At 73.0% G+C, this 25,810-nt stretch carries 28 protein-coding genes; 21 read left to right on the top strand and 7 right to left on the bottom strand.

Going from position 1 to position 25,810, the window contains the following annotated elements:
- From AC6EUL_RS20300 to AC6EUL_RS20280, 5 genes are all read left to right on the top strand, one after another.
- The coding region (locus tag AC6EUL_RS20300; RefSeq protein WP_499872302.1) for a LolA family protein at positions 1–803 on the top strand (803 nt) is incomplete at its 5' end.
- A gap of 80 nt (positions 804–883) precedes the next feature.
- Positions 884–2,167, top strand: a complete 1,284-nt coding sequence (gene serS / locus AC6EUL_RS20295; RefSeq protein WP_499872300.1) for a serine--tRNA ligase — start codon at positions 884–886, stop codon at positions 2,165–2,167.
- Positions 2,167–2,934 carry a 5'/3'-nucleotidase SurE gene (surE, locus tag AC6EUL_RS20290; RefSeq protein ID WP_056216447.1) on the top strand — a complete coding sequence of 256 codons (768 nt, stop codon included), beginning with the start codon at positions 2,167–2,169 and terminating at the stop codon, positions 2,932–2,934. The genes serS and surE overlap by 1 nt, the downstream gene beginning before the upstream one ends.
- 250 nt (positions 2,935–3,184) lie before the next feature.
- Entirely contained in the window at positions 3,185–3,841 is a 657-nt protein-coding gene (locus AC6EUL_RS20285; RefSeq protein ID WP_499872296.1) for a protein-L-isoaspartate O-methyltransferase family protein, read from the top strand.
- Between the two features lie 119 nt (positions 3,842–3,960).
- Positions 3,961–5,331, top strand: coding sequence for a M23 family metallopeptidase (locus AC6EUL_RS20280; protein WP_056216446.1), 1,371 nt, complete (start codon positions 3,961–3,963; stop codon positions 5,329–5,331).
- Between the two features lie 83 nt (positions 5,332–5,414).
- On the opposite strand, the gene AC6EUL_RS20275 is transcribed toward AC6EUL_RS20280, so the two are convergent.
- Positions 5,415–6,557, bottom strand: a complete 1,143-nt coding sequence (locus AC6EUL_RS20275) for a polyamine ABC transporter substrate-binding protein (protein WP_056216444.1) — start codon at positions 6,555–6,557, stop codon at positions 5,415–5,417.
- On the bottom strand, positions 6,554–6,913 hold the full coding sequence (locus AC6EUL_RS20270) for a RidA family protein (protein WP_056216442.1): 360 nt from the start codon (positions 6,911–6,913) through the stop codon (positions 6,554–6,556). Before AC6EUL_RS20270 ends, AC6EUL_RS20275 begins: the two co-directional genes overlap by 4 nt.
- A 322-nt stretch (positions 6,914–7,235) precedes the next feature.
- Here AC6EUL_RS20270 and AC6EUL_RS20265 point away from each other — a divergent pair, with 322 nt between their 5' ends.
- A complete protein-coding gene (locus tag AC6EUL_RS20265; RefSeq protein WP_056185315.1) occupies positions 7,236–7,502 on the top strand; it encodes a GlsB/YeaQ/YmgE family stress response membrane protein in 267 nt (88 codons plus the stop codon).
- Between the two features lie 110 nt (positions 7,503–7,612).
- Here the strand turns inward: AC6EUL_RS20265 and AC6EUL_RS20260 are convergent, their stop codons facing one another.
- A complete protein-coding gene (locus AC6EUL_RS20260; RefSeq protein ID WP_056216439.1) occupies positions 7,613–7,831 on the bottom strand; it encodes a YgaP family membrane protein in 219 nt (72 codons plus the stop codon).
- Between the two features lie 116 nt (positions 7,832–7,947).
- Positions 7,948–8,850 (bottom strand): DUF3108 domain-containing protein, encoded by a 903-nt coding sequence (locus AC6EUL_RS20255; protein WP_499872292.1) that lies wholly within the window; start codon positions 8,848–8,850, stop codon positions 7,948–7,950.
- A gap of 140 nt (positions 8,851–8,990) precedes the next feature.
- Here AC6EUL_RS20255 and AC6EUL_RS20250 point away from each other — a divergent pair, with 140 nt between their 5' ends.
- From AC6EUL_RS20250 to AC6EUL_RS20220, 7 genes are all read left to right on the top strand, one after another.
- Positions 8,991–9,656, top strand: a complete 666-nt coding sequence (locus AC6EUL_RS20250) for a DUF1045 domain-containing protein (protein ID WP_499872289.1) — start codon at positions 8,991–8,993, stop codon at positions 9,654–9,656.
- 12 nt (positions 9,657–9,668) lie between these two features.
- Positions 9,669–10,298 carry a DapH/DapD/GlmU-related protein gene (locus AC6EUL_RS20245; protein ID WP_056216434.1) on the top strand — a complete coding sequence of 210 codons (630 nt, stop codon included), beginning with the start codon at positions 9,669–9,671 and terminating at the stop codon, positions 10,296–10,298.
- 92 nt (positions 10,299–10,390) lie between these two features.
- Entirely contained in the window at positions 10,391–11,185 is a 795-nt protein-coding gene (gene phnC / locus AC6EUL_RS20240) for a phosphonate ABC transporter ATP-binding protein (protein WP_056277779.1), read from the top strand.
- A gap of 30 nt (positions 11,186–11,215) precedes the next feature.
- Positions 11,216–12,142: a phosphonate ABC transporter substrate-binding protein gene (gene phnD / locus AC6EUL_RS20235; RefSeq protein ID WP_056216431.1), complete on the top strand. Its 927-nt coding sequence runs from the start codon at positions 11,216–11,218 to the stop codon at positions 12,140–12,142.
- Positions 12,143–12,190: 48 nt separating this feature from the next.
- Positions 12,191–13,069 (top strand): phosphonate ABC transporter, permease protein PhnE, encoded by an 879-nt coding sequence (gene phnE, locus AC6EUL_RS20230; RefSeq protein ID WP_499872286.1) that lies wholly within the window; start codon positions 12,191–12,193, stop codon positions 13,067–13,069.
- Positions 13,066–13,917: a phosphonate ABC transporter, permease protein PhnE gene (gene phnE, locus AC6EUL_RS20225; protein ID WP_499872283.1), complete on the top strand. Its 852-nt coding sequence runs from the start codon at positions 13,066–13,068 to the stop codon at positions 13,915–13,917. Before phnE (AC6EUL_RS20230) ends, phnE (AC6EUL_RS20225) begins: the two co-directional genes overlap by 4 nt.
- Before the next feature lie 382 nt (positions 13,918–14,299).
- Entirely contained in the window at positions 14,300–15,160 is an 861-nt protein-coding gene (locus AC6EUL_RS20220; protein ID WP_056379666.1) for a universal stress protein, read from the top strand.
- Positions 15,161–15,665: 505 nt separating this feature from the next.
- Here the strand turns inward: AC6EUL_RS20220 and AC6EUL_RS20215 are convergent.
- The 3 genes from AC6EUL_RS20215 to phnF all read right to left on the bottom strand — a co-directional run bounded on the left by AC6EUL_RS20215 (position 15,666) and on the right by phnF (position 19,202).
- The gene (locus AC6EUL_RS20215; RefSeq protein ID WP_056277790.1) at positions 15,666–16,181 is read right to left on the bottom strand and encodes a DUF1993 domain-containing protein; all 516 of its coding nucleotides are present in this window, start codon (positions 16,179–16,181) and stop codon (positions 15,666–15,668) included.
- Between the two features lie 65 nt (positions 16,182–16,246).
- The gene (locus tag AC6EUL_RS20210; protein WP_056216420.1) at positions 16,247–18,286 is read right to left on the bottom strand and encodes a YgiQ family radical SAM protein; all 2,040 of its coding nucleotides are present in this window, start codon (positions 18,284–18,286) and stop codon (positions 16,247–16,249) included.
- Positions 18,287–18,455: 169 nt separating this feature from the next.
- Positions 18,456–19,202: a phosphonate metabolism transcriptional regulator PhnF gene (phnF, locus tag AC6EUL_RS20205; protein WP_056277797.1), complete on the bottom strand. Its 747-nt coding sequence runs from the start codon at positions 19,200–19,202 to the stop codon at positions 18,456–18,458.
- Between the two features lie 187 nt (positions 19,203–19,389).
- On the opposite strand from phnF, the gene phnG reads away from it, so the two are divergent.
- From phnG to phnN, 8 genes are all read left to right on the top strand, one after another.
- A complete protein-coding gene (phnG, locus tag AC6EUL_RS20200; protein WP_274534731.1) occupies positions 19,390–19,833 on the top strand; it encodes a phosphonate C-P lyase system protein PhnG in 444 nt (147 codons plus the stop codon).
- The gene (phnH, locus tag AC6EUL_RS20195) at positions 19,833–20,480 is read left to right on the top strand and encodes a phosphonate C-P lyase system protein PhnH (RefSeq protein ID WP_499872278.1); all 648 of its coding nucleotides are present in this window, start codon (positions 19,833–19,835) and stop codon (positions 20,478–20,480) included. Before phnG ends, phnH begins: the two co-directional genes overlap by 1 nt.
- Positions 20,471–21,619, top strand: coding sequence for a carbon-phosphorus lyase complex subunit (locus tag AC6EUL_RS20190; protein WP_499872276.1), 1,149 nt, complete (start codon positions 20,471–20,473; stop codon positions 21,617–21,619). The genes phnH and AC6EUL_RS20190 overlap by 10 nt, the downstream gene beginning before the upstream one ends.
- Positions 21,620–21,723: 104 nt before the next feature.
- Positions 21,724–22,572: an alpha-D-ribose 1-methylphosphonate 5-phosphate C-P-lyase PhnJ gene (locus AC6EUL_RS20185; protein ID WP_499872304.1), complete on the top strand. Its 849-nt coding sequence runs from the start codon at positions 21,724–21,726 to the stop codon at positions 22,570–22,572.
- On the top strand, positions 22,572–23,342 hold the full coding sequence (gene phnK, locus AC6EUL_RS20180) for a phosphonate C-P lyase system protein PhnK (protein ID WP_056216408.1): 771 nt from the start codon (positions 22,572–22,574) through the stop codon (positions 23,340–23,342). The genes AC6EUL_RS20185 and phnK overlap by 1 nt, the downstream gene beginning before the upstream one ends.
- Positions 23,339–24,046 carry a phosphonate C-P lyase system protein PhnL gene (gene phnL, locus AC6EUL_RS20175; RefSeq protein WP_499872274.1) on the top strand — a complete coding sequence of 236 codons (708 nt, stop codon included), beginning with the start codon at positions 23,339–23,341 and terminating at the stop codon, positions 24,044–24,046. The genes phnK and phnL overlap by 4 nt, the downstream gene beginning before the upstream one ends.
- Positions 24,047–24,069: 23 nt before the next feature.
- Complete coding sequence (locus AC6EUL_RS20170; protein ID WP_056349907.1) at positions 24,070–25,212, top strand: alpha-D-ribose 1-methylphosphonate 5-triphosphate diphosphatase; 1,143 nt, start codon at positions 24,070–24,072, stop codon at positions 25,210–25,212.
- Positions 25,212–25,748: a phosphonate metabolism protein/1,5-bisphosphokinase (PRPP-forming) PhnN gene (gene phnN / locus AC6EUL_RS20165; RefSeq protein WP_499872272.1), complete on the top strand. Its 537-nt coding sequence runs from the start codon at positions 25,212–25,214 to the stop codon at positions 25,746–25,748. The genes AC6EUL_RS20170 and phnN overlap by 1 nt, the downstream gene beginning before the upstream one ends.
- Positions 25,749–25,810: the final 62 nt, after the last annotated feature.

Here is a 25,810-nt window from a genome sequence, read left to right as displayed (position 1 = left end):
CCCCCCAGCCGGAGCCAGAGCCCGCCCCGGCGGCCCCCGCCGCCGCGCCGAAGAAGCCCGTGGCCCAGGCGCCGAAGCCGGCCAAGCCGGCGGACAAGGTGGCGGCCGACAAGGCGGCTGCGGCCAAGGCCGCCAGGGCGGAGCCCAAGACCACCGATCCGAAGGCCGTCGATCCGAAGGCTGGCGCCAAGGTCGCGGCCGTGGGCGCGCCCGCAGCGGCCGCCGTCGCGGTCGAGGCGGACGACGCCACCGTGATCGCGCAGGCCAACGCCTACTTCAACGGCATGACCACGCTCACCGGCAGCTTCGTCCAGATCGGCCCGGACGGGCGCCGCATCGGCGGCAAGCTGACGCTGGCCAAGCCCGGCCGCCTGCGCTTCGACTACGACCAGCCCTCCCCTCTCGAGATCGTGGCCGACGGGACCTCGGTGGCGGTCAAGGACCGCAAGCTCGGCACCCAGGACCTCTACTTCATCTCGCAGACGCCCCTGAAATTCCTGCTGCGCGACAAGATCGACCTCGCCCGCGATCTCTCCGTCACCGACGTGGCCAACGATCCGGGCGGCCTGCGCATCGCCCTGGAGGACCGCTCGACGCTGGGCGGCACCTCGAAGATCCAGCTCTTCTTCGACCCCGAGGTGAAGACCCTCAGCCAGTGGCGGATCACCGATCCGCAGGGCTACCAGACCACGGTGCAGCTCGCGAACCTGCAGAAGGGGCGCCCCGTGGAGGGGAACCTGTTCTTCATCAATTACGGGCGCGCCGAGGACAAGGCGGCCGAGCGCCAGATCCGGGCGCAGTAGCGGGGGGATCACCCGGCCGCGCTTGTCGGGCCGGGGCCGATGCGGCTAAGCGTCGGGCTCGCATCGTACGAGCCGAGCCCATGCACGACATCCGCGCCATCCGCGACAATCCGGACGCCTTCGACGAGGCCCTGCGCCGCCGCGGGCTGGCGCCGCTCGCCGCCGAGCTGATCGCCCTGGACGACGCGCGCAAGTCCGCGGTCTCGGCCGCGCAAGGCAACCAGGAGCGCCGCAACGCGCTTGCCAAGGAGATCGGCGGCGCCAAGAAGGCCAAGGACGAGGCCCGGGCGCAGGCGCTCATGGCCGAGGTCGCCCATCTGAAGGACGAGGCTCCGGCGCTGGAAGCCGCGCAGGCGGAGGCGGCGACGACCCTCGACGCGCGCCTCGCCGCGATCCCGAACCGCCCGAACCCGGAGGTGCCCGAGGGCGCCGACGAGCACGGCAACGTCGAGTACCGGCGCTTCGCGGCGCACCGGCCCCAGCTCGCCACCGGAAAGCAGCATTTCGAGATCGGCGAGGCCTCGGGCCTGATGGATTTCGAGGCCGCGTCCCGGATGTCCGGCGCCCGCTTCGTGGTGCTCAAGGGCCAGCTCGCCCGCCTAGAGCGGGCGCTCGGGCAGTTCATGCTCGATCTGCATACCGGCGAGCACGGCTACACCGAGGTGGCGCCGCCCATCCTGGTGCGCGACGAGGCGATGTTCGGCACGGCGCAGCTGCCGAAGTTCCGGGACGACCAGTTCCAGGCGGGCGAGCACTGGCTCATCCCCACGGCGGAAGTCCCCCTCACCAACCTCGTGCGCGAGAGCATCCTGCGCGAGGAAGAGCTTCCCCTGCGCTTCACCGCCCTCACCCCGTGCTTCCGGGCCGAGGCCGGCTCGGCGGGGCGGGACACCCGCGGCATGCTGCGCCAGCACCAGTTCAACAAGGTCGAGCTCGTCTCGATCACCCATCCGGAGCAGTCGGCCGCGGAGCACGAGCGCATGCTGGGCTCGGCCGAGGCGGTCTTGAAGAAGCTCGACCTGCCCTACCGGATCATGACGCTGTGTACCGGCGACATGGGCTTCGCCTCCCAGAAGACCTACGACATCGAGGTCTGGATGCCGGGCCAGGAGACGTTCCGCGAGATCTCGTCCTGCTCGGTCTGCGGCGACTTCCAGGCGCGGCGGATGAACGCGCGCGTCCGCGCCCGGGATGGCAAGGCGGTGAATTTCGTCCACACCCTCAACGGGTCCGGCGTGGCCGTGGGCCGCGCGCTCATCGCCGTCATGGAGAACTACCAGAACCCGGATGGCAGCGTCACGGTGCCGTCGGTGCTGAAGGCCTATATGGGCGGGATCGACCGGATCGAGGGGTTCAAGAGCTGATGCGCATTCTCGTCACCAACGACGACGGCATCCACGCGCCGGGGCTCGAGACCCTGGAGGGGATCGCCCGGGCCCTCTCGGACGACGTCTGGGTGGTGGCGCCGGAGACCGACCAGTCCGGCGTCTCGCATTCCCTCTCGCTGAACGACCCCCTGCGTCTGCGCCAGGTCGCCGAGAAGCGCTTCGCCGTGAAGGGCACGCCGTCCGACTGCGTGATCATGGGCGTGCGCCACATCCTCAAGGACCACGGGCCCGACCTGGTGCTCTCGGGCGTCAATCGCGGCCAGAACGTCGCCGAGGACGTGACCTATTCGGGCACCATCGCGGCGGCCATGGAGGGGACGATCCTCAACGTGAAATCGATCGCGCTGAGCCAGGCCTACGGGGCCGGCGGGCGCGGCGCCATCAAGTGGCACTGCGCCGCCGAGCACGGCCCCGGGGTCGTCCGCAAGATCCTCGACATCGGCATCGAGCCCGGCATCGTCGTCAACGTGAACTTCCCCGATTGCGAGCCCGGGGAGGTCCTGGGCACGGCGGTGACGGCGCAGGGCTTCCGCAACCAGGCCCTGCTCCAGATCGATGCGCGCCAGGACGGGCGCGGCAATCCCTATTTCTGGCTCGCCTTCGCCAAGGCGACGTTCCAGCCCGGCCACGGCACCGACCTCAAGGCCATCGCGGAGAAGCGCATCTCGGTCACGCCGCTGCGCCTCGACCTCACCGACGAGCCGAGCCTGACGCGCTTCGCGCAGGGTTTTTCGGAGGTTTAGCAATCGTTTTGCTCAGCCCGACGCGGCCCTCCTCCCCCTTGTGGGGAGGCGTGGGAGGTGGGGGTGGCTGGGTGACCCGCGACCGACTGAGGCCAGCGGAGCGACCCCCACCCCTGCCCCCTCCCCGCACGGGGGAGGGGAACGCGTTCCATTCGAATCCGAGCCGCAACTCTGAGCAGCCGCGCCCGGGACAAGCCGTCCCCCCTGCGGCACACACCCAGAGACAATGGGCCTTCTTCGAGAGTCAGCCATGATGCACGAGGGCTCGATCGAGGATGCCGCCTTCGTCATGGCCCTGCGGGGCCGCGGCGTGCGCGACACCGACACCCTGCGGGCGATGGAGCGGGTGCCGCGCGAGCGCTTCGCCCCGGCCCGGCACCGCGACCTCGCCCGGCGCGACCTCGCCCTGCCCCTGGCCTGCGGCCAGACCATGACGGCGCCGACCACGGTGGCGGCGATGCTGAAGGCCCTGGGCCTGCGCCCGGGCGCCCGCATCCTCGAGATCGGCACCGGCTCGGGCTACGTCACCGCCCTGCTGCTGCGGCTGGGCGCCGCCCATGTCCGCAGCCTCGAGCGCTACGCCACCCTGGCGGACGAGGCCCGCGACAACCTCGTGCCGGAGGACCGGCCGCTCGCCACGATCACCGTCGGGGACGGGCTGCACCCGGCGACCCTGCGGGGGGCGGAGCCCTTCGACCGCATCCTCCTCAACGGGACGGTGCCGGCGATTCCCGGGCACTTCGGCGACCTGCTCGGCCCCGGCGGCCGCCTCGTCGCCCCGGTCGGCCGGCCCGAGGCGGCGGGCCTCGTCACCTGGACGCGGGGACCGGACGGCGCCCTGGACGTGCGCCCCGGCGCGGCCGTCCGGCTGGCGCCGCTCACCTCCGGGCGCGCCGGCGTCCTGTAGCGCGAAAGGTTCCGGCGGAGCCCCGTCCGTGCCGCGAACGTGGTGAATCGGAACGGTTGCTTAACCTGAATCGGGTTTGAATGACGTCATCAAGTTGCGTCAGGCAAACAGGTGCGTCGATGCGGGTTCGCGGGACTGGTCGAGGGTTGAGGACGCTGTCGCGTTTCGCGCTCATCGGCGTGATTGGAGGCGGTGCGGCCGCCTGTTCTTCGGATGCGTCCCGGTTGGGCGATCCCTTCGGCAATCCATTTGCCTCGAACCTGTCGAGCGAGCCCGCCGCGACGGGCAGCCTGCCCGACGGCGAGATCGCCCCGGCGCCGGTGGTGCGCACCAGCCGCATCCAGTCCCAGGCCCTCGGGGCCCCGGGCGCGGCTTCCTCGCCGGCGGCCATGTCGCCCCGCCCGATGGCGGCGGCCCCCGCCCCGGCCCGGCCCCAGACCACGCGTCTCGCCTCCACCGAGCCGGTCTCGGGCGGCATGACGGGTTCGGCGGTCTCGGGCATGAATCCCGATGCGGCCCGCATGAGCACCCGCGCGGTGCCCGCCGCGCCGGCCCCGAAGGTGATCGACCGGGCCGCCGAGAAGCGTGCCGCCGACGCCCGCCGCGAGGCGGAGGCCCGCGAGGCCGCCGAGGCCAAGGTCGAGGCCAAGCGCCAGGCCGAGGCCGCCAAGCTCGCTGAAGCCCGCAAGGTCGTGGAGGCTGCGAAGGCCTCCGAGACCCGCAAGGCCTCGGAGAAGGCGGCGGCCGCCGCCAAGCTCGCCGAGACCAAGGCGGCCGAGGCCCGCAAGGCCCATCCCCGTCCCGGTCAGGCCGTCGCCAAAGCCGAGGACAAGGCGGTCCGCAAGATCGAGATCAAGGAAGCCAAGGCCGAGGTGAAGGCCGAGGCGAAGGCGGACGCGGCCAAGGACGCGGCCAAGAAGGCCGAGGCGGCCCGCAAGACGGCCGAGGCCGAGGCGGCCAAGCTGGCCAAGGCCGACGCCGCCAAGGAGGCCGCCCGCAAGGTCGCCGAGGCGAAGGCCGCGGAGGCCGCCGCCAAGGAGGCCGCCAAGGCGCCCGTGAAGGTCGCCGCGGTCGAGGCGCCCAAGGCCGAGCCGGCCAGCACCGGGTCGGTCGCCGCCTCCGAGCAGTCCTTCCGCTGGCCCGCCAAGGGCCGGGTGATCTCGGGCTACGGCACCTCCGGCAACGAGGGCATCAACATCTCGGTGCCCGAGGGCACCGCGGTGAAGGCGGCCGAGGACGGCACCGTGGCCTATGCGGGCTCCGACGTGAAGGGCTACGGCAAGCTCGTCCTGGTGCGCCACTCCAACGGTTACGTCTCGGCCTACGCCCATAACGGCGAGCTCGACGTGCGCCCCGGCGAGAAGGTCAAGCGCGGCCAGACCATCGCGAAGTCCGGCGCCTCCGGCAACGTGACCTCGCCCCAGCTCCACTTCGAGATCCGCAAGGGCGCGACCCCGGTCGACCCGATGCCCCACCTCGCCAGCAACTGATCGTCGGGCGCTCGCGCCGAAACACGAAACGGCGGTCCCTCGGGACCGCCGTTTCGCGTTTGGGGGTCCGGTCGGCGACGGCCTCAGCGGCCGGTGCGCACCCGGGTCCAGCTCCGGGTGACGAAGCGCTGGGTGCGGTCGTCCCAGGCGGTGTTGCTGGCGAGGCGCTGCATCGTCGCCTCGTCCGGGTAGATGCCGGGATTGGCCAGGATCTCGGGCTTGACGAACTTCCGGGCCGCCGCGTTGCCGCTGGCGTAGGAGACGAAGTTGGTGTTGGCCGCCGCCACCTCGGGCCGCATCAGGTAGTCGAGGAAGCGGTGGGCCTCGGCGGGATGGGGGGCGTCCTTCGGGATCGCGAGGGCGTCGAACCACATCAGCGCGCCCTCGCGGGGGATGACATAGCCGATCTCGACCCCGTTCTTGGCCTCCTCGGCCCGCTTGCGCGCCTGCATGATGTCGCCGGAATAGCCGACCGCCAGGCAGAGGTCGCCGTTGGCCAGCCCGTTGATGTATTCCGAGGAGTGGAACTTGCGCACCGAGCCGCGGACCTTGAACAGGGCGTCGGTGACCTGGGTGATGTCGTCCCAGCGCTTGGAATCCGGCTTGAAGCCATAGAACGGCAGCAGGCTCGGGATCAGGTCCTCGGGGGAATCGAGCAGCATCACCCCGCAATCCTTGAGCTTGGCCATCAGGCCCGGATTGAGGACGAGGCCCCAGCTGTTGAGGGGCTGGTTCGCCCCCAGGCGCTCGCGCACCTGGGCGAGGTTCACGCCGATGCCGGTGGTGCCCCACATGTAGTCCACGGCGTAGGTGTTGCCGGGGTCGTAGGTGGCGAGCCGCGCGGCGATCTCGGGCCAGGCATGGACGAGGTTGGGAATCCGGGCCTTGTCGAGGGGCTGGAACACGCCCGCCCGGATCAGCCGCTGCAGGAACGGCCCGGAAGGGGCCACCACGTCGTAGCCCGAGCGCCCGGCCAGCAGCTTGGTCTCGAGGATCTCGTTGTTGTCGTAGGTGTCGTACACGACCTTGATCCCGGTCTCCCGGGTGAAGGCGTCGAGCACCTTCGGGTCGATGTAGTCCGACCAGTTGTAGATGTTGACCACGCGCTCGCCCTGCGGCGCGGGCGTCTGCGCCCGGGCCCCCGGCAGGCCGGGCGCCAGGGCGGCGAGCGCCCCGGCGACCAGCCCCCCGGACAGGAGCGCGCGGCGGGTGCCGGCTCGGCTCATGCCTGTCCTTTCGCGGCCACGACCACGATCTCGACAAGGTATTCGGGGGCGGCGAGCTTGGCCTCCACCGTGGCGCGGGCCGGCGGGTTGTCCTTCGCCACCCAGGCGTCCCAGGCGGCGTTCATCTCCGCGAAGGTGGCGATGTCGGCCAGGTAGATGGTGGCGGTGAGGATGCGGCTCTTGTCGGTGCCGGCGGCCGCCAGCAGGCGGTCGATCTCGCCCAGGATCTCCTGGGTCTGCGCGGTGACGCCGGCGCCCACCACCGTGCCGGCCACCTGGCCCGCGAGGAAGACCATGTCGCCGTAGGTGACGGCCTGGCTCATGCGGGGACCGGATTCGAAGCGCTGGATCGTCATGGCGGGGATACGTGCCTCTCGCGTGTCGGCCGCGGGATGCCGCGGGGCACCCCTGGAATGCCCCCTTGGCATCCCGGCTCGGGGCAAGCGTTGTGCCGCGTCGGGGACCCGAACGTAAAGGCCCCCCGCGCCCGGCGCGCGCGGCGAACCGGCCGCGCCGGATCGGCGTTTCCGTCCACGTGACAAAGTCCCGTCGTGCGGCGCAACTCATCCCGCGGGTGCGGCGTTCTCACCCCATGCGCCAAGGCCAAGGCTCGAAAGCCGGCCCCTGCCGCCAGTGACGTCCGACCCAGAGGGTTCGGCCAAGTTCGAGGATCAGCTCATGGGTATCATCTGGACCATCATCATCGGCTTTCTGGCCGGTGTCATCGCCAAGTTCATCATGCCGGGCAGCAACGAGCCCGGCGGCTTCATCCTGACCACGATCCTCGGCATCGTCGGCGCCTTCGTCGCCACCTTCCTCGGCCAGGCGCTGGGCTGGTACGGTCCGAACCAGGGCGCGGGCCTGATCGGCGCCGTCGTCGGCGCCATCGTCGTGCTGGCGATCTACGGCTTCATCCAGGGCCGCCGCTCGACCACCACGCTGTAAGGCCAGCGACGTCCGAAGCCCGAAACGAGATGGGGCGCCTCACCGAGGCGCCCCTTTTTCGTGTCCGGTCGCGATCCGCCCGATGCCGTGGGCACCGGGCGCGGGGCCTGTCAGGCCTCGGTGGCGGCCTTGACGGCGCAGTGGCCGGTGGCGCCGCGGATGGCGAGGCCGGCGCCGACCACGAGGGCCGCGAGGCTGAGCCACTTGTTCGGGCGCGGCTGCGCGGCGGCGGCGGCGATGCCGAGGCCGAGCACCACCGAGACGGCGCGCTCGGTGGTGGTGAGGTTCGGGGTGCCGCTGAAGATGTCGTGGATCATCGCATTGGCCATGCTGGCGTCTCCTGTGCTGCGTCGCGGGGCGAACGCGGCGGGGGAACGGGCGTTCCACCGCCGGCGTGCGGGGCGGCACGAGGTCGTCGCCGGGGCCGGTCCCAGCCACGCCCCAGCTAGCGGGCGTTGGGCAGCCGCACGGTCACCCCGGGCCTCGCCGCCGGGGCGTCCGGGCCGGCCGGCGGCGCCCCGCCCCAGCGGGTCGCCTCGATGCGCACCGAGCCCCAGCCGGTGGCGACCGTGATCGACAGCGGCAGCAGCAGCGCCCCGTCGAGGATCGGGGCGAAGCGCACCCGCATGTCGTCGTTGGCGGCCATGCGGCGGACGTTGCTCCCGCCGGAGCGGTGCCCGGAGATCGGCACCCAGCGGACCCGGCAGTCGAGGGCGGGGCCGCGATAGGCGCCCTCCGTCACCGTGGCGAGGCTGCCCCGCGACAGCACGAGGTCGGCCCGGCTCGCCCCGTCGAAGACCGGGATGCGCCGGTCGCACAAGCCGGGGTCCAGGGGAGCGGTCCCGAGGGGAATCGTCAGCATGGTCAGGGGGTCGACCACGCCGACCCTGTCCTCCGGCGCCACCGGGACCCGGTCGTCGCGCGGGGTCGGGGGCGGCGCGACGCTGGCGCTGCGCACGCGCCCGCCGGCGAGGTCGAGTTCCACCGCGATCGGCTTGCCGCCGTAGCGGCTGTCGATCCGGAAGGTGGCGGTGACCGCGCCGGCGCGATTCGTCGACCCCGCGACGGTGGCCTTGCCGGCCCCGTCGAAGAAGAAGCCGGCGAGGCCGCGCAGGCCCGCCTCGAGCTCGAGGGCGTAGCGGGCGTCCGCCCGCTCGACCGCGAGGCTCGCCTCGCCCGCCGGCAGGTTCAGGAAGCTCAGGCCGTAGGCGGCCGTGAAGCGGCGTGCGGGCGCCTCCCCCGCGGCCTGCGCGCCGGCCCCGCCGGCCACCAGCAGGGCGACCGCCACGGCAAGGGAGGGCGGGGTCAGGGTCCGGATCTGTCTGTGCCTGCGCGCGGACACGGCCATCGCCTCATCGCGCCTCGGACGGCGCCCAGCCTGTCATATCGGCGTCGGGCGCCCGTGGTATGCGCGCTTCGGCACCTCGCGCGCGGGCGCATCCCGTGCGGCCCACCCCGCCCCTCGCGTGCCGCCAGGACACGACCCCGTTGGACCGACCCGCCCGATACGCCCTCTACTTCACGCCCGCCCCCGGCTCGGCCCTGGACGCCTTCGGCGAGGCGATCCTCGGTCCCGGCCCGGCGCCCGGCCCGGAGGCGCTCCGGGCGATCCTGGCCGCCCACACCGCCGAGCCGCGCACCTACGGCTTCCACGCCACCCTGAAGGCGCCGATGCGCCTCGCCCCCGGCGCCACCGAGACCGATCTCCTCGCGGCGGCCGAGGCCCTGGCCGCGCACCGGAGCCCCCTGCCCGTCGGCCCCCTGCGGGTCGCCGCCCTCGGGGCCTTCGCCGCCCTGGTGCCGGTTGCCCCCCCGGCCGCCCTCGGCCTCCTCGCCGCCGAGTGCGTCGCGGCCCTCGATCCCCTGCGCGCGCCCCTCACGCCCGCCGAGCGGGCCCGCCGCCGCCCCGAGCGCCTCGATCCCCGCGGCCGGGCGCTGCTGGAGCGCTGGGGCTATCCGCACGTCTTCGAGGCCTTCCGCTTCCACATGACGCTCACCGGCCCCCTCGGGCCGGAGGACGGGGCGACCGCCCTGCCCCTGCTGGCCGCCGCCGCCGCGGGCCTGCCCGACCTGACGGTCGATGCGGTGAGCGTGGTCGTCCAGGACGGCGCGGGCCCGTTCCGCCTCCTGCGCCGCCTCCCCTTCCCCGCCTGACAGGATCGCCCGATGGTCTCCGATCGCCTCGGCCTCGAACCGGCCGTCCACCCGACCGCCGAGCTCTCGGCGTGCCGCCTCGGGCGCTACACCGAGGTCGGCGCGCGCACGCGCCTCAGCGAGACGCATCTCGACGATTACACGTACATCGTCGAGGACGGGCAGGCGAACCACACCACCATCGGCAAGTTCTGCTCCATCGCCTCCCACGTGCGGATCAACCCCGGCAACCACCCGATGGAGCGGGCCTCGCAATCCCACTTCACCTACCGGGCCGGCGCCTACTGGCCGGGGGAGGAGCGGGACGAGCCCGCCTTCTTCGCCCGGCGCCGGGCCCGGCCCGTCCGCATCGGCCACGACGTCTGGATCGGCCACGGCGCCGTCATCCTGGCCGGGCGCACCATCGGCACCGGGGCGGTGGTGGGCGCCGGCACGATCGTGACGCGGGATGTCGCGCCCTACACCGTCGTGGTCGGCAATCCGGGCCGGGTCGTGCGCCGCCGCTTCCCCGAGGCGATCGCCGAGCGCCTGCTGGCCCTGGCCTGGTGGGATTGGGACCACGCCCGCCTGCGCCGCGCCCTGCCGGACTTCCGCGCCCTGTCGATCGACGCGTTCCTGGAGCGCTACGAAGCAGAGGCCTGAGACTTCCGGCTCTCGATTAGCCGAACAACTGTCATGATCCTGTCGTGCCCCGCGGGTTTACCGGCGTTCATCGTGAAGCGCCGGATACCCGCATGCTGATCCTCGAAGATCTGACGCGCCGTTACGGCGACCGCCGCGCCGTGGAGCGCGTCTCCCTCGCCATCCCCCGCGGCCGCTTCGTCGGCGTGATCGGGCGCTCGGGCGCCGGCAAGTCGACCCTGCTGCGGATGATCAACCGCCTCGCCGAGCCGACGGGCGGCCGCATCCTGTTCGACGGCCTCGACGTCACGGCCCTGCGCGGGCGGGACCTGCGGCGCTGGCGGGCGCGCTGCGCCATGATCTTCCAGCAGTTCCACCTCGTCGGCCGCCTCGACGTGCTCAGCAACGTCCTGATGGGCCGGCTCTCGGAGGTGCCCCGGCACCGCGCGCTGCTCAAGCTCTGGTCCGAGCGCGAGCGCGCCCTGGCCCTGGCCGCCCTCGACGGCTTCGGCATGGGCGACTTCGCCGGGCACCGGGCCGACCAGCTCTCCGGCGGCCAGCAGCAGCGCGTCGCCATCGCGCGGGCGATGATGCAGGCCCCCGACCTGATCCTGGCCGACGAGCCCGTGGCCTCCCTCGACCCGCGCAACACCCGCATCGTCATGGACGCCCTGGCCGAGGCCAACCGGCGCCACGGCATCACGGTCCTGTGCAACCTGCACTCCCTGGATCTGGCCCGCACCTATTGCGACCGCCTCGTCGGCCTCGCCGACGGCCGCCTCGTGTTCGACGGCGCCCCCGCCGACCTCACCGAGGACGTCGCCCGCCAGCTCTACGGGCTGGAGGCGGGCGAGGTCATGGACGCGCCCGCGCGCCGAGCGCCCTACCCCGCCGCCCTCGTCGCCTGAGTCCTGAAACCCTCCATCCGGGAGTTTCCCATGCTGACCCGCCGATCCCTCGCCGGAGCCCTCGCGCTCGCCCTCCTCGCCGCGCCCGCCGCCGCCCAGGACTGGAGTGCGGCCTATCCGGAGCTGACCCTGGCGGTGATCCCGGCCGAGAACGCGTCGGGCACCACCGATCGCTACGCGCCGATGACCGCCTACCTGTCGAAGGCCCTCGGGGTGCCGGTCAAGCTGCGCATCGCCAACGACTACGCCGCCGTGATCGAGAGCCAGCGCGCCGGCAACGCCCAGCTCGCCTTCTACGGCCCCGCCTCCTTCGCCCGCGCGGTGATGACCGGCGTCAAGGTCGAGCCCATCGTCAACCAGCGCCACAACACCGGCGCCTCGGGCTACTATTCGGTGGTCTACGTGCGCGCCGACAGCCCCTACAAGACGATCGAGGACCTCAAGGGCAAGAACCTGGCCCTGGTCGACCCGAACTCCACCTCCGGCAACCAGGCGCCGCGCTTCTTCCTGAACAAGGCCGGCTACCCGGTCGACACGGTCTTCGGCAAGACCGTCTATGCCGGCAGCCACGAGAACGCGGTCCTCGCCCTGGTGCAGGGCACCGTGGACGCGGCGGCCAACCTCTACAACACCGACACCGACACCATGGTCACCCGCATGGCCGCCAAGGGCATGCTGAAGAAGCCCGACGGCACGCCGATGAGCCAGGCCGATTTCCGCGTGGTGTTCAAGTCCGACTTCCTGCCCGAGGGCCCCTTCGCCATGCTGTCGAGCCTGCCCGACGCCCTCAAGGCGAAGATCCGCGAGGCCCTGGTGGCGATGCCCACGGCCGACAAGGCGGCCTTCGACCGGCTCTCGGACGGCAAGGACCAGGGCCTCACCCCCGTGACCCTGAAGGACTACCAGCCGATCATCGAGATGCTGAAGTTCAACGACGACCAGCGCCGCAAATCTTGACCGGACCCGTCACGAGCCGTGGGCGCGGGGGCGCGCCGGGGACGACCGATGCCTGAGCGGATCGCGCCCCTGCCCCCGGACCGGGCCGCCGCCCTGGCGGGGGCCTACGACGCCGTCGTCGCCGCGACCCGGCGCCGGACCTGGGCGGGCTTCGCCGGGCTCGTCGTCCTCACCGGGCTCGCCGCCTGCGCCGCGGAGGTGCGCCCCTGGGTGCTGGCGACCCATCTCGGCCGCTTCACCGACTACATCGTCCAGATCCTGCCACCCCTGACCTGGGCGAACCTGCCGGGGGACCTGGCCGAATGGTACTGGGGCGGGCCGAAATGGCTGGGGCTCCTGGGGGAGACCCTGCTGATGGCCTATCTCGGCACCCTCCTGGGGGCGATCGGCGGCGTCCTCCTGTGCTTCTCCGCCGCCGCCAACGTGACGGGCAGCCGGACGGCCTGCATCCTGGTGCGGCGCGGGCTCGAATTCTGCCGCACCGTGCCCGAGATCGTGTTCGCGCTGCTCTTCGTCATCGCCTTCGGCCTCGGGCCGATGGTGGGCGTGCTGGCCCTGGCGATCCACAGCACGGGGGCGCTCGGCAAGCTGTTCTCGGAGGTCGTCGAGAACATCGACATGCGGCCGGTGGAGAGCCTTACCGCCGCCGGGGCCGGGCGGATCGAGACCCTGCGCTTCGCCGTGCTGCCGCAGGTGCTGTCGAACTTCGTCTCCTACGGGCTGCTGCGCTTCGAGATCAACGTGCGGGGTGCCGGCGTCATGGGCTTCGTCGGCGCCGGCGGCATCGGACAGGAGCTCCTCGTGGCGATCCGCAACTTCTACTACGCCGACGTCAGCGCCATCCTGGTCCTGATCATCCTCACCGTGATGGCGATCGACCTCGGCACCGAGCGCCTGCGCCACGGGCTGCTCGGGGGCCTGCGATGACCGGCCCCGACCCGACCCCGGCCGAGATCGCCGCCCTGCGCCGGCGCTTTCCCGACAGCTTCCGGCCGGCCTGGCGGGGGCGCCTCCTGGCGGTCCTGGCGCTGGCCGGCCTCGCCGCCCTGGCGGCCTACGCCCTGGTGCGTCTCGATGTCTCCGGCGCGCGCCTGCTGGCCGGTCTCGGCCGCCTCGGCGAGTTCAGCCTGCTGATGTGGCCGCCCGAGACCGGCGGCCGGGCCATCGCCTTCCTCCAGGCGCTGGCCGAGACCCTCGGCATCGCCTTCATCGGTACGCTGACGGCCGCGCTCGTGGCCTTTCCGGTGGCGTTCCTGGCCGCCCGCACCGTGGTGCCGAACCCCTTCGTGCACTTCACCGTCCGGCGCGGCCTCGACGTGATGCGCTCCGTCGACGTGCTGATCTGGGCCCTGATCTGGATCAACGTCGTCGGGCTCGGCCCCTTCGCCGGGGCGCTCGCCATCGCGTGCGCGGATGTCGGGGCGCTGGGCAAGCTGTTCTCCGAGGCGGTGGAGACCGCCGACGCCAAGGCCGGCGAGGGCGTCTCCGCCTCCGGCGGCACCGCGCTGCACCGCATCCGCTTCGGGCTGATCCCGGCGGTGCTGCCGGTGCTCGGCAGCCAGGTGCTGTACTTCTTCGAATCGAACACCCGCTCGGCCACCATCATCGGCATCGTCGGCGCGGGCGGCATCGGCCAGTATCTCAGCGAGCTGATCCGCGTCCTCGAACTGCGCCAGGTCGCCTTCCTGATCCTGATGATCCTGGTGACCGTGGCCCTCATCGACGCCGTCTCGGGACGCCTGCGCCGGGCCCTGATCGGCGGGGCCGCGCGCTAGGCGGTCGGTCCCGCGGCGAGATGGGGCGGATCGGGTCTGACGCGGCCCGGATCGTCCGCCCCGGGCCGGCCGGTCGCCGCATGGGGGATCGAGCCGCCGGGCGAACGTCCGAGGCATCGGCGCATCTCGCCGAGGGCGGGCGCCGTCGGGGACGTCCTGCCGGAAAGCTCCCGGGTCGGGACGTCATCGCAGGGGGCGGGCTGTCCCGCGCATCCCGGGCCTTCCCGGGTCCGTGGTGGTGCGTCTCGTCTTCGCGGCACGCAGTGGAAATCCCGCCCGGCCGCGTTCGCCGGGAGCGGGCCTGCGCGATGACTTGAGGTGGATCAAGGCGGATCGTTCGAAACCGGCCGAGGCTGAGGGCGGCTCAATCGGGAGACGAACGATGTCCCAGGCCGTTCCTTCGCCGCTCTCTGCCATCCGCGACATCCTCGTCGGGACCGCCATCGAATCCGACCGCCCGGAGGCCTCCGCCGCCATCGGCTACGGGCTGACCCTCGCGAGAGCCGCGGGCGCCCACCTGACGGTCCAGTCGGCCTCGTGGCGGCTGACCGGCGACGATGCCTGGCTCGGCGCGTTCGACCTCGACGGCGTGGCCGCCATCGACCGGCGCCTCGATGCGCTGGCTCGCTCCGTCGCGGACCGCGTGGCCGGGGATGCGGCGCAGGCGGGCGTGATCTGCACGGTCGAGACGCCGAGCCTGCCCTTCCCGGAGATCGTGGGCCGGCTCGCGAGGCAGGCGCGCCTGCACGACCTGACGGTCCTCGACGCGGGCTCCCGGACCTACGACATCGACCGCGAGATCGTCGAGAAGGCCCTGTTCATCAGCGGACGCCCCGTCATCGCCGTGCCGCCGGGCATCGAGGCCTTCTCCGCTCAGCGGATCGTCGTGGCCTGGGACGGCAGCGCGCAGGCGGCGCGGGCGGCCAACGACGCGCTGCCGTTCCTGCGCGCGGCCGAGGTGGTGGAGATCGTCTGCGTCGCCGACCCGGAGGACCTCCATGCCGCCGTGCCGGGCGCCGAGTTCGCCCCCCATCTGGCGCGCCACGGCGTGGCCGTCACGGTCGTCGACCTGCCGGTGGCGGACGGCATCGCGGAGACGCTGTGCGACCGGGCGCGGATGCTCGGGGCCGACCTGATCGTGGCCGGCGCCTACCGGCATTCCCCCATCCGGGAGTTCTTCTTCGGCGGCGTCACCCGGGCGCTCCTTCGGGGCAGCCCGGCGGCGCTGTTCCTGGCCCATTGAGATTCCTGGCCCATTGAGGAGGGCTTCCATGACGATTCCGAGACGACACGTCGGCGGTCGGACCCCGGGACGGGGGGCGCGGGCGAGCGATCCGCCCCGGCCCGGCCCGCGCCGCGCGGGGGAACCGGCATCCCCGGTCCGGCCCGCGCCGCCCGCCGCACCGGCGGTCGCCGGGGATGCCTGCCGAGATCCGTGCCGAACTCCTCGCCCGGATGATTGGATGCGCCCGATGGACGAGGACGACCGGCGCGCGCGGGACGCCGCCTGGGGCTTCGTCGAGTGAGTTCGGGACGTCGTCGGCCCGCCCGCATCCCATCCTCTGCCCGGGGACAATCGGTCCCCGGGCCGGGACATCCTGGCTCGTCCCGCGCGCCCCGGCCTTGATCCCGCCCGGCCGTCACGATCCGGGTCCTGCCGGGGGGGCGGATCGGCCGCCACGGCGTCCACCGGCAGGCCGGCGACGAGCGCCCGGTCTCGGGTTTCGGGGTTCGGGCGCCTGGCGCGCCTACTTCGCCGTGGGGAGGGTCGGCGGGCCCAGATGCTGGAGGTAGTCGATCTTGCCGAGGCCCACCCCGGCGCTGCGGAGGATGCCGTAGGCGGTGGTGACGTGGAAGAAGAAGTTCGGAAGCGCGAAGCCGGTGAGATACGCCTGCCCGCTGAAGCGGTATCCCATGCCGTTCGGGAATTTCAGCTCCACCTCGCGCTCGGCGCTCAAGGCGGCCGGATCGACGCCCTCGACGAAGGCGATCGTCCTGGCACAGCGCGCCTGGAGTTCGGCGAAGGTCGTCTCGACGTCGGGCATCGCGGGCGCCTCGATCCCGGCGAGCCGGGCCACCGCGTTCTTCGCGCTGTCGGAGGCCATCTGATACTGGGCCGGCAGGGGCTTCATGTCCGGCGCCAGCCGCCGGCCGATCAACGCGGCCTCCGGCTGTTCCGATGCCGCCTTGTCGAGCCACGCGCTCATGCTGCGCAGGGCGTTGACGAAGATCGGGACGCTGACGTCGCGGATGGGGATGCTCATTCGGGGGACGTAGGGCACCTGTCGCCCCGGATGCGGTGAGACCGCGCACATGGCGCGCGGGACCGTCACTTCCGCAGCGGCACGCCCTTCGTGGTGAAGCGCGGCGCGCCCGGATGGCGCGCAGGCTGCGGCTGGCCCCGCCCCTTGCCCGCCCCGGAGCCCGTTCCCGACGGCTGCGAGACCGGAACCAGCTGGTCCGGCCGCGGCCCGATGAGATCCGCCCGGCCCATCGCCCGCAGCGCCTCGCGCAGCAGGGGCCAGTTCTCGGGGTCGTGATAGCGTAGGAACGCCTTGTGCAGCCGGCGCTGCCGCAGCCCCTTGATCGCGTCGACCGGTTCGCTGCCGCCGCGCCGCACGCCCTGCAGGGGGTTGATCTCGGTGTGGTACATGGTCGTCGCCGTCGCCATGGGCGAGGGCAGGAAGGTCTGGACCTGATCGGCGCGGTAGTCGTTCTTCTTGAGCCAGAGGGCGAGGTTGAGCATGTCCGCGTCGGTCGTGCCCGGATGGGCCGCGATGAAGTACGGGATCAGGTAGTACTTCTTCCCGGCCTTCTGGGCGGCGGCGTCGAACATCTCCTTGAAGCGGTCGTAGGTGCCGATGCCCGGCTTCATCATCAGGTCGAGGGGGCCGCGCTCGGTGTGCTCGGGAGCGATCTTGAGACGGCCGCCGACGTGGTGGGTCACGAGCTCCTCGACGTATTCGGGGCTCCGGACCGCGAGGTCGTAGCGCACGCCGGAGGCGACCATCACCTTCTTGACGCCCTCCACCTCGCGGACCTTGCGGTAGAGCCGGATCAGGTCGTCGTGCGAGGTGTTCAGGTTCGGGCAGATGTCGGGGAAGACGCAGGACGGCAGCCGGCAGGCCGCCTCGATCTTCGGGTCCTTGCAGGCCATCCGGTACATGTTCGCCGTCGGCCCGCCGACATCCGAGATCACGCCCGTGAAGCCCGGCGTCTTGTCGCGAATGTGCTCGATCTCGCGCAGGATCGAACCCTCCGAGCGGTTCTGGATGACGCGGCCCTCGTGCTCGGTGATGGAGCAGAAGGTGCAGCCGCCGAAGCAGCCGCGCATGATCGTCACCGAGAACTTGATCATGTCCCAGGCGGGGATCTTGGCGTCGCCGTAGGACGGATGGGGCGCGCGGGCGTAGGGCAGGTCGTAGACCGCATCCATCTCGTCGCTGGAGAGCGGGATCGGCGGCGGGTTCAGCCACAGGTCGCGGTCGCCGTGGCGCTGGACGAGGGGGCGCGCGTTGCCGGGATTGGCCTCCCGGTGCAGCACCCGCGAGGCGCGGGCATAGGCCTCCTTGTCGTCCTTGACCTCGTCGTAGGCGGGGAGCCGGATCACGGTCTCGCCGGGGCGGCGGCTGGCGGCCTCGTCGGCCGAATCGAGGTCGTCGGCGGGCAACTCGGTGTAGGGCTCGGGCACCCGGCGGAACAGGGCGACGCCCCGGACGGAGTGGAGATCCTGCGGGGCCTCGCCGGCCGCGAGGCGGTTGGCCACCTCGACCACGGCGCGCTCGGCATTGCCGTAGAGGAGCAGGTCGGCCTTGGCATCCGCCAGGATCGAGCGGCGCACCTTGTCGGACCAGTAATCGTAATGGGCGATGCGGCGCAGCGAGGCCTCGATGCCGCCGAGGATGATCGGCACGTCCTTGTAGGCCTCGCGGCAGCGCTGCGTGTAGACGATGGTGCAGCGGTCCGGCCGGGCGCCGCCTTCGCCTCCGGCCGTATAGGCGTCGTCGCTGCGCAGGCGCCGGTCCGCCGTGTAGCGGTTCACCATCGAATCGAGGTTGCCGCCGGTGACGCCGAAGAACAGCGTCGGCCGGCCCAGGGCCTTGAACGGCTCCGCCGATTGCCAGTCCGGCTGCGCGATGATGCCGACCCGGAAGCCCTGCGCCTCGAGCAGCCGGCCGATGATGGCCATGCCGAAGCTCGGGTGGTCCACGTAGGCGTCCCCCGTCACCAGGACGATGTCGCAGGCGTCCCACCCGAGCCGGTCCATCTCGGCGCGGCTCATGGGCAGGAACGGCGCCGCCGTCCGGTTCAGCGGCGGCGTGCAGGCGAGGGGAGCCACGGAGCGACTCACGGGAGCTTGGAGGTCCATGGGGCCCGTGCATAGACCGCCCGGGCCGCGATCTCAACGAAGCCCGCGGCGGCCGGGTGCCGCGACCACATCGGACCGGCCGCGACGCCGTGCCCGTCCGCCTCGTCCGTCTCCTGGCCTTTCCCGTACTGCCAGCACGTCGCCCGCCCCGGCCGAATCGGAGCCCGCCTCACTCCACCACCAGCTCCACCCGGTCGGCGGCGAAGAGGCTGCGGGTGGCCTGGATGCGGGTGCCCGCGCCGTCCACGTTCACGCTCGACAGGGCGATCAGGGTGCGGCCGGGGGCGATGTCCAGGCGCTCCGCCTCCTCGGGGCTGGCCGGGCGGGCACCGATCCGGGTGGAGAGCCGGGTGTAGTCGGCCACCCCGAAGCCCGCATAGGCGCGGGTGAGCGAGCCGCTGGCGGCGTAGGCGGCGTCGAAACCGGTAAAGCGCGGCAGGGGCAGGCAGGTCCGGGCCGTCGAGATCGGGGCGCCGTCGGCCCGGTGCACGGTGAGGAGTTCGAGGATCGGCGCGCCCGGGGCGATCCCCAGGGCCTCGGCCCAGTCCGCATCCGCCGGGTTGGTGGCGGCCGCGATCAGGTCGCCCCAGGCCTCGCGCCCGGTGCGCGAGACGATCTCGGAGAAGCGGGTGCGCGGGCCGATCGGGTAGGCGATCGGGCCCTGCTCCACGAAGCTGCCCCGCCCCTGCGTGGTCCGCACCAGCCCGCCCTCGGCGAGCACGCCGAGCGCCCGGCGCACCGTGTGCCGGTTCACGCCGAAGCGCGCGGCGAGCGCCGATTCGGCCGGCAGCTGCGCCCCGGCCGCCAGGGTCCCGCCGCGGATCTCGTCCGCCAGGGCGTCCGCGATCTGCCGCCAGGCGGCGAGGCCGCCCCCGCGCTGGAGCGCCGTCACGCGGCTGTCGCCCGCCTCGGTCATGGGTGGCTCGCGTGCGTCGTCTGCATGGTGTCCTCGAAAGGCATGGTGTCCTCGAAATGCACGGCGTCCTCGAAATGCACGGCGTCCTCGAAAGCCCTTGCGCCCGATCATCCACTTGTCTACACATATAGACAGGTTTGGAGACCGACCGATGCCGAGCGCCAGCCAAACACCACCCGGGCCCGGGATGCCAGACCTTGCCCCGCGCCAACGGGCGATGGCGCGGGCCGGCCAAGCCTCCGCGGACGAGTTGCTGGCCGCCCTGGCGCGGGCCGGCGCCGCCCCCGAGGCGGAGGACCTGCGGGCGCCCGAGACGGGCCTCGTCATGGTCCGCGGGCGGATCGGCGGCGACGGCCGGCCCTTCAACGCCGGCGAGGCCACGGTGACCCGGGCGGCGGTGCGCCTGCCCGGGGGCGAGACCGGCTTCGCCTACCATCTCGGCCGCGACCGGGCCCGCGCCCGCCTCGCCGCCATCCTGGATGCCCACTGGCAGCGCCCGGAGGCGCGGCCCGCTCTCGAGGCGGCGCTGGCGGAGATCGCCGGCCGCCGGGCGGAGGCGGCGCAACGGGCCGCCCGGAAGGCGGCGGCCACCCGGGTCACCTTCTTCACCCTGGCGCGGGGCGAGGATTGATGGCCCACAGGCTCGCCCCCGGCTTCGCCGATCCCGTCCACGAAGGCCAGGCCGTCTTCCGCGCCGCGATGGAGGCCCTGAGCCGACCCGGGCGGATCCGCCCCCTGGTCACCGCCCTGGCGCCGCCCGCCCCCCTCACTCCCGAGCTCGCGGCCCTGGCCCTGGCGCTGACCGACGCCGACACGCCGGTCTGGCTCGATGCGCCGCTCCGGGCGGACCCGGCGGTCGCCGGCTTCCTGCGCTTCCACACCGGGGCGCCCCTGGTCGCGGCCCCCGGAGAGGCCGCCTTCGCGCTGATCGCCGATCCGGCCCATTGCCCGCCCTTCACGGATTTCGCGCCAGGCACCCCCGCCTACCCGGATGCCTCCGCCACGCTGATCCTGGCCGTCGACACCCTCTCCGACGAGGCAGGGCCGGGTTTCGCGGGGCAGGTTTTCGCGGGACCCGGCATCCGCGGTACGGCGCGGCTCGACGCCGGCCCCCTGCCCGCCGACTGGGCCGCGCGCTGGGCCGCGAACCATGCGGGCTTCCCGCTCGGGATCGACTGTCTGTTCGTGGCGCCGGGGCGCCTCGCCGGGCTGCCGCGCTCGGCCCGGCCCGTCGCCGCCGAAGCTTCGCCGGGTTCGGAGGCTCTGCCATGTACGTAGCGGTCAAGGGCGGCGAGGCCGCCATCGACAACGCCCACCGCCTCCTGGCCGAGGTCCGGCGCGGCGACCCGGCCGTGCCCGAGCTCACCGTGGCGCAGATCCGCGAGCAGATGCGCCTCCTCGTCGACCGGGTGATGACCGAGGGCTCCCTCTACGATCCCGATCTGGCCGCCCTCGCCCTGAAGCAGGCCCGGGGCGACGTGGTCGAAGCGGTGTTCCTGGTGCGGGCCTACCGCACCACCCTGCCGCGCTTCGGCGCCACCGAGCCGGTCGACACCGGCGCGATGACCCTGGCGCGGCGCATCTCCGCCACCTTCAAGGACCTGCCCGGCGGGCAGGTGCTCGGCCCGACCTTCGACTACACCCACCGCCTCGTGGATTTCGGCCTGGCCGACGGGGATTCGCGAGACCGCTCCCCCGATCCCGCCGCCGAGGCGGAGCCGGAGGCCGATGCCGCCGCCTGCCCGCGGGTCACCGACCTCCTGGGGCAGGCCGGCCTGCTCGAACCTTCGCCCCCGGACGCGGGCGCCCCCGTGGGCGACCTCACCCGCGAGCCGGTGGACTACCCCGTCGACCGGGCGGTGCGGCTCCAGGCGCTGGCCCGGGGCGACGAGGGCTTCCTCCTCGCCCTCGGCTACTCGACGCAGCGCGGCTACGGCCGCACCCACCCCTTCGTCGGCGAGATCCGGGTCGGGGCGGTGGACCTCGAATTCACCCCGGAGGAACTCGGCTTCCCGGTCGGCCTCGGCGCGGTCGAGCTGACCGAGTGCCAGATGATCAACCAGTTCCACGGCCACGGGGCGGTGCCGCCGCAATTCACCCGGGGCTACGGCCTGGTCTTCGGCCAGGGCGAGCGCAAGGCCATGGCCATGGCGCTGGTCGACCGCTCGCTGCGGGCCGCCGAACTCGGCGAGGCCGTGGGGGTGCCGGCCCAGGACCAGGAATTCGTCCTCGCCCATTGCGACAGCCTGCAGGCGACGGGCTTCGTCGAGCACATGAAGCTGCCGCATTACGTGGACTTCCAGGCCGAGCTCGAACTGGTGCGGCGCCTGCGCGCCGAGCACGCCGCCCGGGCGGCCGCGCCGCCCTCGCCCGAATCCGAATCCGACGAATCCCCCCTGCGGGAGGCCGCCGAATGAGCCCGCTCCATCCCGCAGCAGCCCTGTCCACGGCCTCCGCCGTGGCGACCGTCTCGGCGGGCACCGGCTACAACTTCGCCTATCTCGACGAGGGCACGAAGCGGATGATCCGCCGGGCCATCCTCAAGGCCATCGCGATCCCGGGCTACCAGGTGCCGTTCGCCGCCCGCGAGATGCCGATGCCCTACGGCTGGGGCACCGGCGGCGTGCAGGTCACCGCCGCGATCCTCGGCGCCGCCGACGTGCTCAAGGTGATCGACCAGGGCGCCGACGACACCACCAACGCGGTCTCGATCCGGCGCTTCTTCACCGCCACCGCGGGAATCGCCACGACGACGCGCACGGCCGAGGCCAGCGTGATCCAGACCCGCCACCGCATCCCGGAGGCGCCGCTCGTCGAGGGGCAGGTCCTCGTCTACCAGGTGCCGATCCCCGAGCCTCTGCGCTTCCTCGAACCGCGCGAGACCGAGACGCGCCAGCTCCACGCGCTGGCCGAGTACGGCCTCATGCACGTGAAGCTCTACGAGGACATCGCCCGCCACGGCCACATCGCCACCACCTACGCCTATCCGGTGGAGGTGGCCGGCCGCTACGTGATGGACCCCTCCCCGACCCCGAAATTCGACAACCCCAAGATGGACGACTGCCCCGCCCTCCAGCTCTTCGGCGCTGGGCGCGAGAAGCGCATCTACGCGATCCCGCCCTACACGCGGGTGCGCAGCCTCGACTTCGAGGACCACCCCTTCCGGGTCCAGAGCTTCGACCGCCCCTGCGCCCTCTGCGGCGCCGAGGGCGTCTATCTCGACGAGGTCGTCCTCGACGATGCCGGCGGGCGGATATTCGTCTGCTCGGACACCGACCATTGCGAGAGGCGCCTTGGCGAGAGCCGCCTTGGTAAGAGCTGCCTTGGCGAGACCCGCCGCGTCGACGGCCAGACCGGGGAGGCCCCGTGATGGACCCGCTCCTGAGCGTCGAGGGCCTGACCAAGCGCTACGGCCGGCGCCTCGCCTGCGACGGCATCGGCTTCACCCTCGACCCCGGCGAGGTCCTGGCGGTGGTCGGCGAATCCGGCTCCGGCAAGTCGACCCTGCTCTCGCTCGTCGCCGGCGAGGTCGCGGCCGATGCCGGATCGGTCGCCTACCGCCTGCGCGACGGCGCGACGCGCGACCTCGATACGCTGAGCGCGGTCGAGCGCCGCGCGCTCATGCGCACGGATTGGGGGTTCGTGCGCCAGGACGCGACGCAGGGCCTGCGCATGGCGGTCTCGGCCGGGGGCAATGTCGGCGAGCGCCTGATGGGCATCGGCGACCGCCATTACGGCCGCATCCGCGCCACCGCCCTCGACTGGCTCGCCCGGGTCGAGATCGCCCCCGACCGGGTCGACGACCCGCCGACGCGCTTCTCCGGCGGCATGCGCCAGCGCCTGCAGATCGCCCGCAACCTCGTCACCGCCCCCCGCCTCGTCCTCATGGACGAGCCGACCTCGGGCCTCGACGTCTCGGTCCAGGCCCGCCTCCTCGACCTGATCCGGGGCCTGGTGGCCGAGCTCGGCCTCGCGGTCATCATCGTCACCCACGACCTGGCCGTGGCGCGCCTGCTCTCGCACCGCGTCCTCGTCATGCGGGCGGGCCGGGTGATCGAGACCGGCCTGACCGACCAGGTCCTCGACGATCCGCAGGCCGCCTACACCCAGCTCCTCGTCTCCTCGGTGCTCGCCGCATGACGCCCCCCCTCCTCGCCTTCGAAGACGTGGCCAAGAGCTTCACCCTGCACCTGCGCGGCGGCGCCGTGCTGCCCGTCATCGCCGGCGCCACCCTGGCGGTCCGTCCGGGCGAGTGCGTCGTGCTCGGCGGTGCCTCCGGCGCGGGCAAGTCCTCCCTGCTGAAGATGGCCTACGGCAACTATCGCTGCGCCGCCGGGGCGATCCGGGTCCGCGACGGGGCCCGCATCGTCGACCTCGCCACGGCCGCGCCGCGCGAGATCCTGGGGCTGCGCCGCACCACGCTGTCCTACGTCTCGCAGTTCCTGCGGGTGATTCCCCGGGTCGGCGCCCGCGCCGTGGTGGAGGCCGCCGGCCTCGAGGGCGGCCTCGCCCCCGCGGCGGCCCGGACCCGGGCGGGCGACCTCCTGGCCCGCCTCGACCTGCCCGAGCGCCTCTGGGCCCTCCCGCCCGCCACCTTCTCGGGGGGCGAGCAGCAGCGGGTGAACATCGCCCGCGGCCTCATCGCCGACCGGCCCATCCTGCTCCTGGACGAGCCCACCGCCTCCCTCGACGCGCGGAACCGCGCCGTGGTGGTGGACCTCATCGCCGAGAAGCGGGCCGCCGGCACCGCCATCCTCGGCATCTTCCACGATGCGGACGTGCGCGAGGCGGTGGCGACGCGCATCGTCGACGTCTCGGCCTTCCACGGGGCGCTGGCGGCATGATTCGGGATCGGGAACAGGCAAGCATGACGGACCGGGTCCAGATCCTCGAGAACGCCCGCCTGGTCCTGCCTGACCGGGTCGAGGACGGCTGGCTCGCCGTGGCCGACGGGCGCATCGCCGAGATCGGCACCGGTCGCGCCCCCGAGCGCGGCCTCGACTGCGCCGGCGACACCCTCATCCCGGGCCTCGTCGAGCTCCACACCGACCACCTGGAGAGCCACTACGCCCCGCGCCCCGGCGTGCGCTGGCATCCCCTCGGGGCGGTGCTGGCCTACGATGCGCAGATCGCGGCGTCGGGCATCACCACGGTGTTCGACTCGCTGCGCGCCGGCACCGACCCGGACGGCAGCGGCCTCGGCACCGAGCTGGACCTGCTCGCCGCCGCCCTGGCGGAGGCCGGGGAGGCCGGCCTGTTCCGGGCCGAGCACCGCACGCACCTGCGCTGCGAGATCCCCTCCCCCGACGTGGTCGAGACCGTGCGCGCCTTCGCGGGGCGCTACCCCATCGGCCTGCTGTCGCTGATGGACCACACGCCGGGCCAGCGCCAGTTCCGTGACGTCGACAAGTACTACGTGTATGCCGGGCGCGGCGGCCGCTCCCTCGAGGAGATAAAACGCAGCACCGCCCGCAAGATGCGCGACGGCCGCGCCCTCAACGCCGTGAACCGGCCCGCCCTGGTGGCCCTCGCCCACGCGCACGGCATCCCCCTCGCCAGCCACGACGACACCACCCTGGCCGATGTCGCGCTGTCGCGGGAGGAATCGGTGGTCCTCGCCGAGTTCCCCACCACCCTGGAGGCGGCGGAGGCTTCGCACGCGGCCGGCATCACCGTGATGATGGGGGCGCCCAACCTGATCCGGGGCGGCTCGCATTCCGGCAACGTCGCGGCCCATACCCTGGCGGAGGCCGGCACCCTCAGCATCCTGTCCTCGGACTACGTGCCGGCGAGCCTGCTGATGGCGGCCTTCGGGCTGCCCGAGCGCGTCCCCGGGATCACCCTGCCGGACGCCATCGCCACCGTGACGGCGAACCCCGCTCGCGCCACCGGCCTGACCGATCGCGGCCGGCTGGCGCCGGGCCTGCGCGCCGACCTCGTCCGCGTCCGCCTCGCCCGGGGCGTGCCGGTGGTGCGCCAGGTGTGGCGCGCCGGCGAGCGGGTGGTGTGATGGCGGGCGGCTTCGCCCTCGTGGTCGGCCCGAGCGGGGCCGGCAAGGACACCCTGCTGCGGCTGGCGCGGGACGCGCTGGGCGGTGATCCCCGTTTCGTCTTCCCGCGCCGCCTCATCACCCGCGCACCCTCGGCCCACGAGGACAACGTCGCCCTCACGGAGGAGGCCTTCGCCGAAGGCGCCGCCGCCGGCGCCTTCGCCCTGCACTGGCGGGCGCACGGTCTCGGCTACGCGATTCCCGGCAACGCCGTGGAGCTGGCGCGGGCCGGACGGCTGGTGGTCTGCAACGTTTCCCGCCGGATCGTCGAGGAGGCGCGGCGGACCCTGCCACAGGTCGGCGTCGTCGCCATCACGGCGGCCCCCGAGGTGCTGGCCCGGCGCCTCGCCGCCCGCGCCCGGCCCGAGGACGGCGACCTGCGCACCCGCCTCGACCGCGTCGTCCCGATCGCGGCCGAGTGCACGATCTGGAACGATCGCGATCCGGATAGCGCCGCCGCCGTGCTGGTCGCGCACCTGCGGGAGCGGGCGGCCTGAGCCTCGGCCGATCGCGGGTCAAGGCGCTGTCCAAACGAGAAGAGCGCGGCCCCGGCGGGACC

This window comes from Methylobacterium sp. 001424705 (genome assembly GCF_059816145.1).
This window is presented reverse-complemented; position numbering and strand designations above follow the sequence as displayed.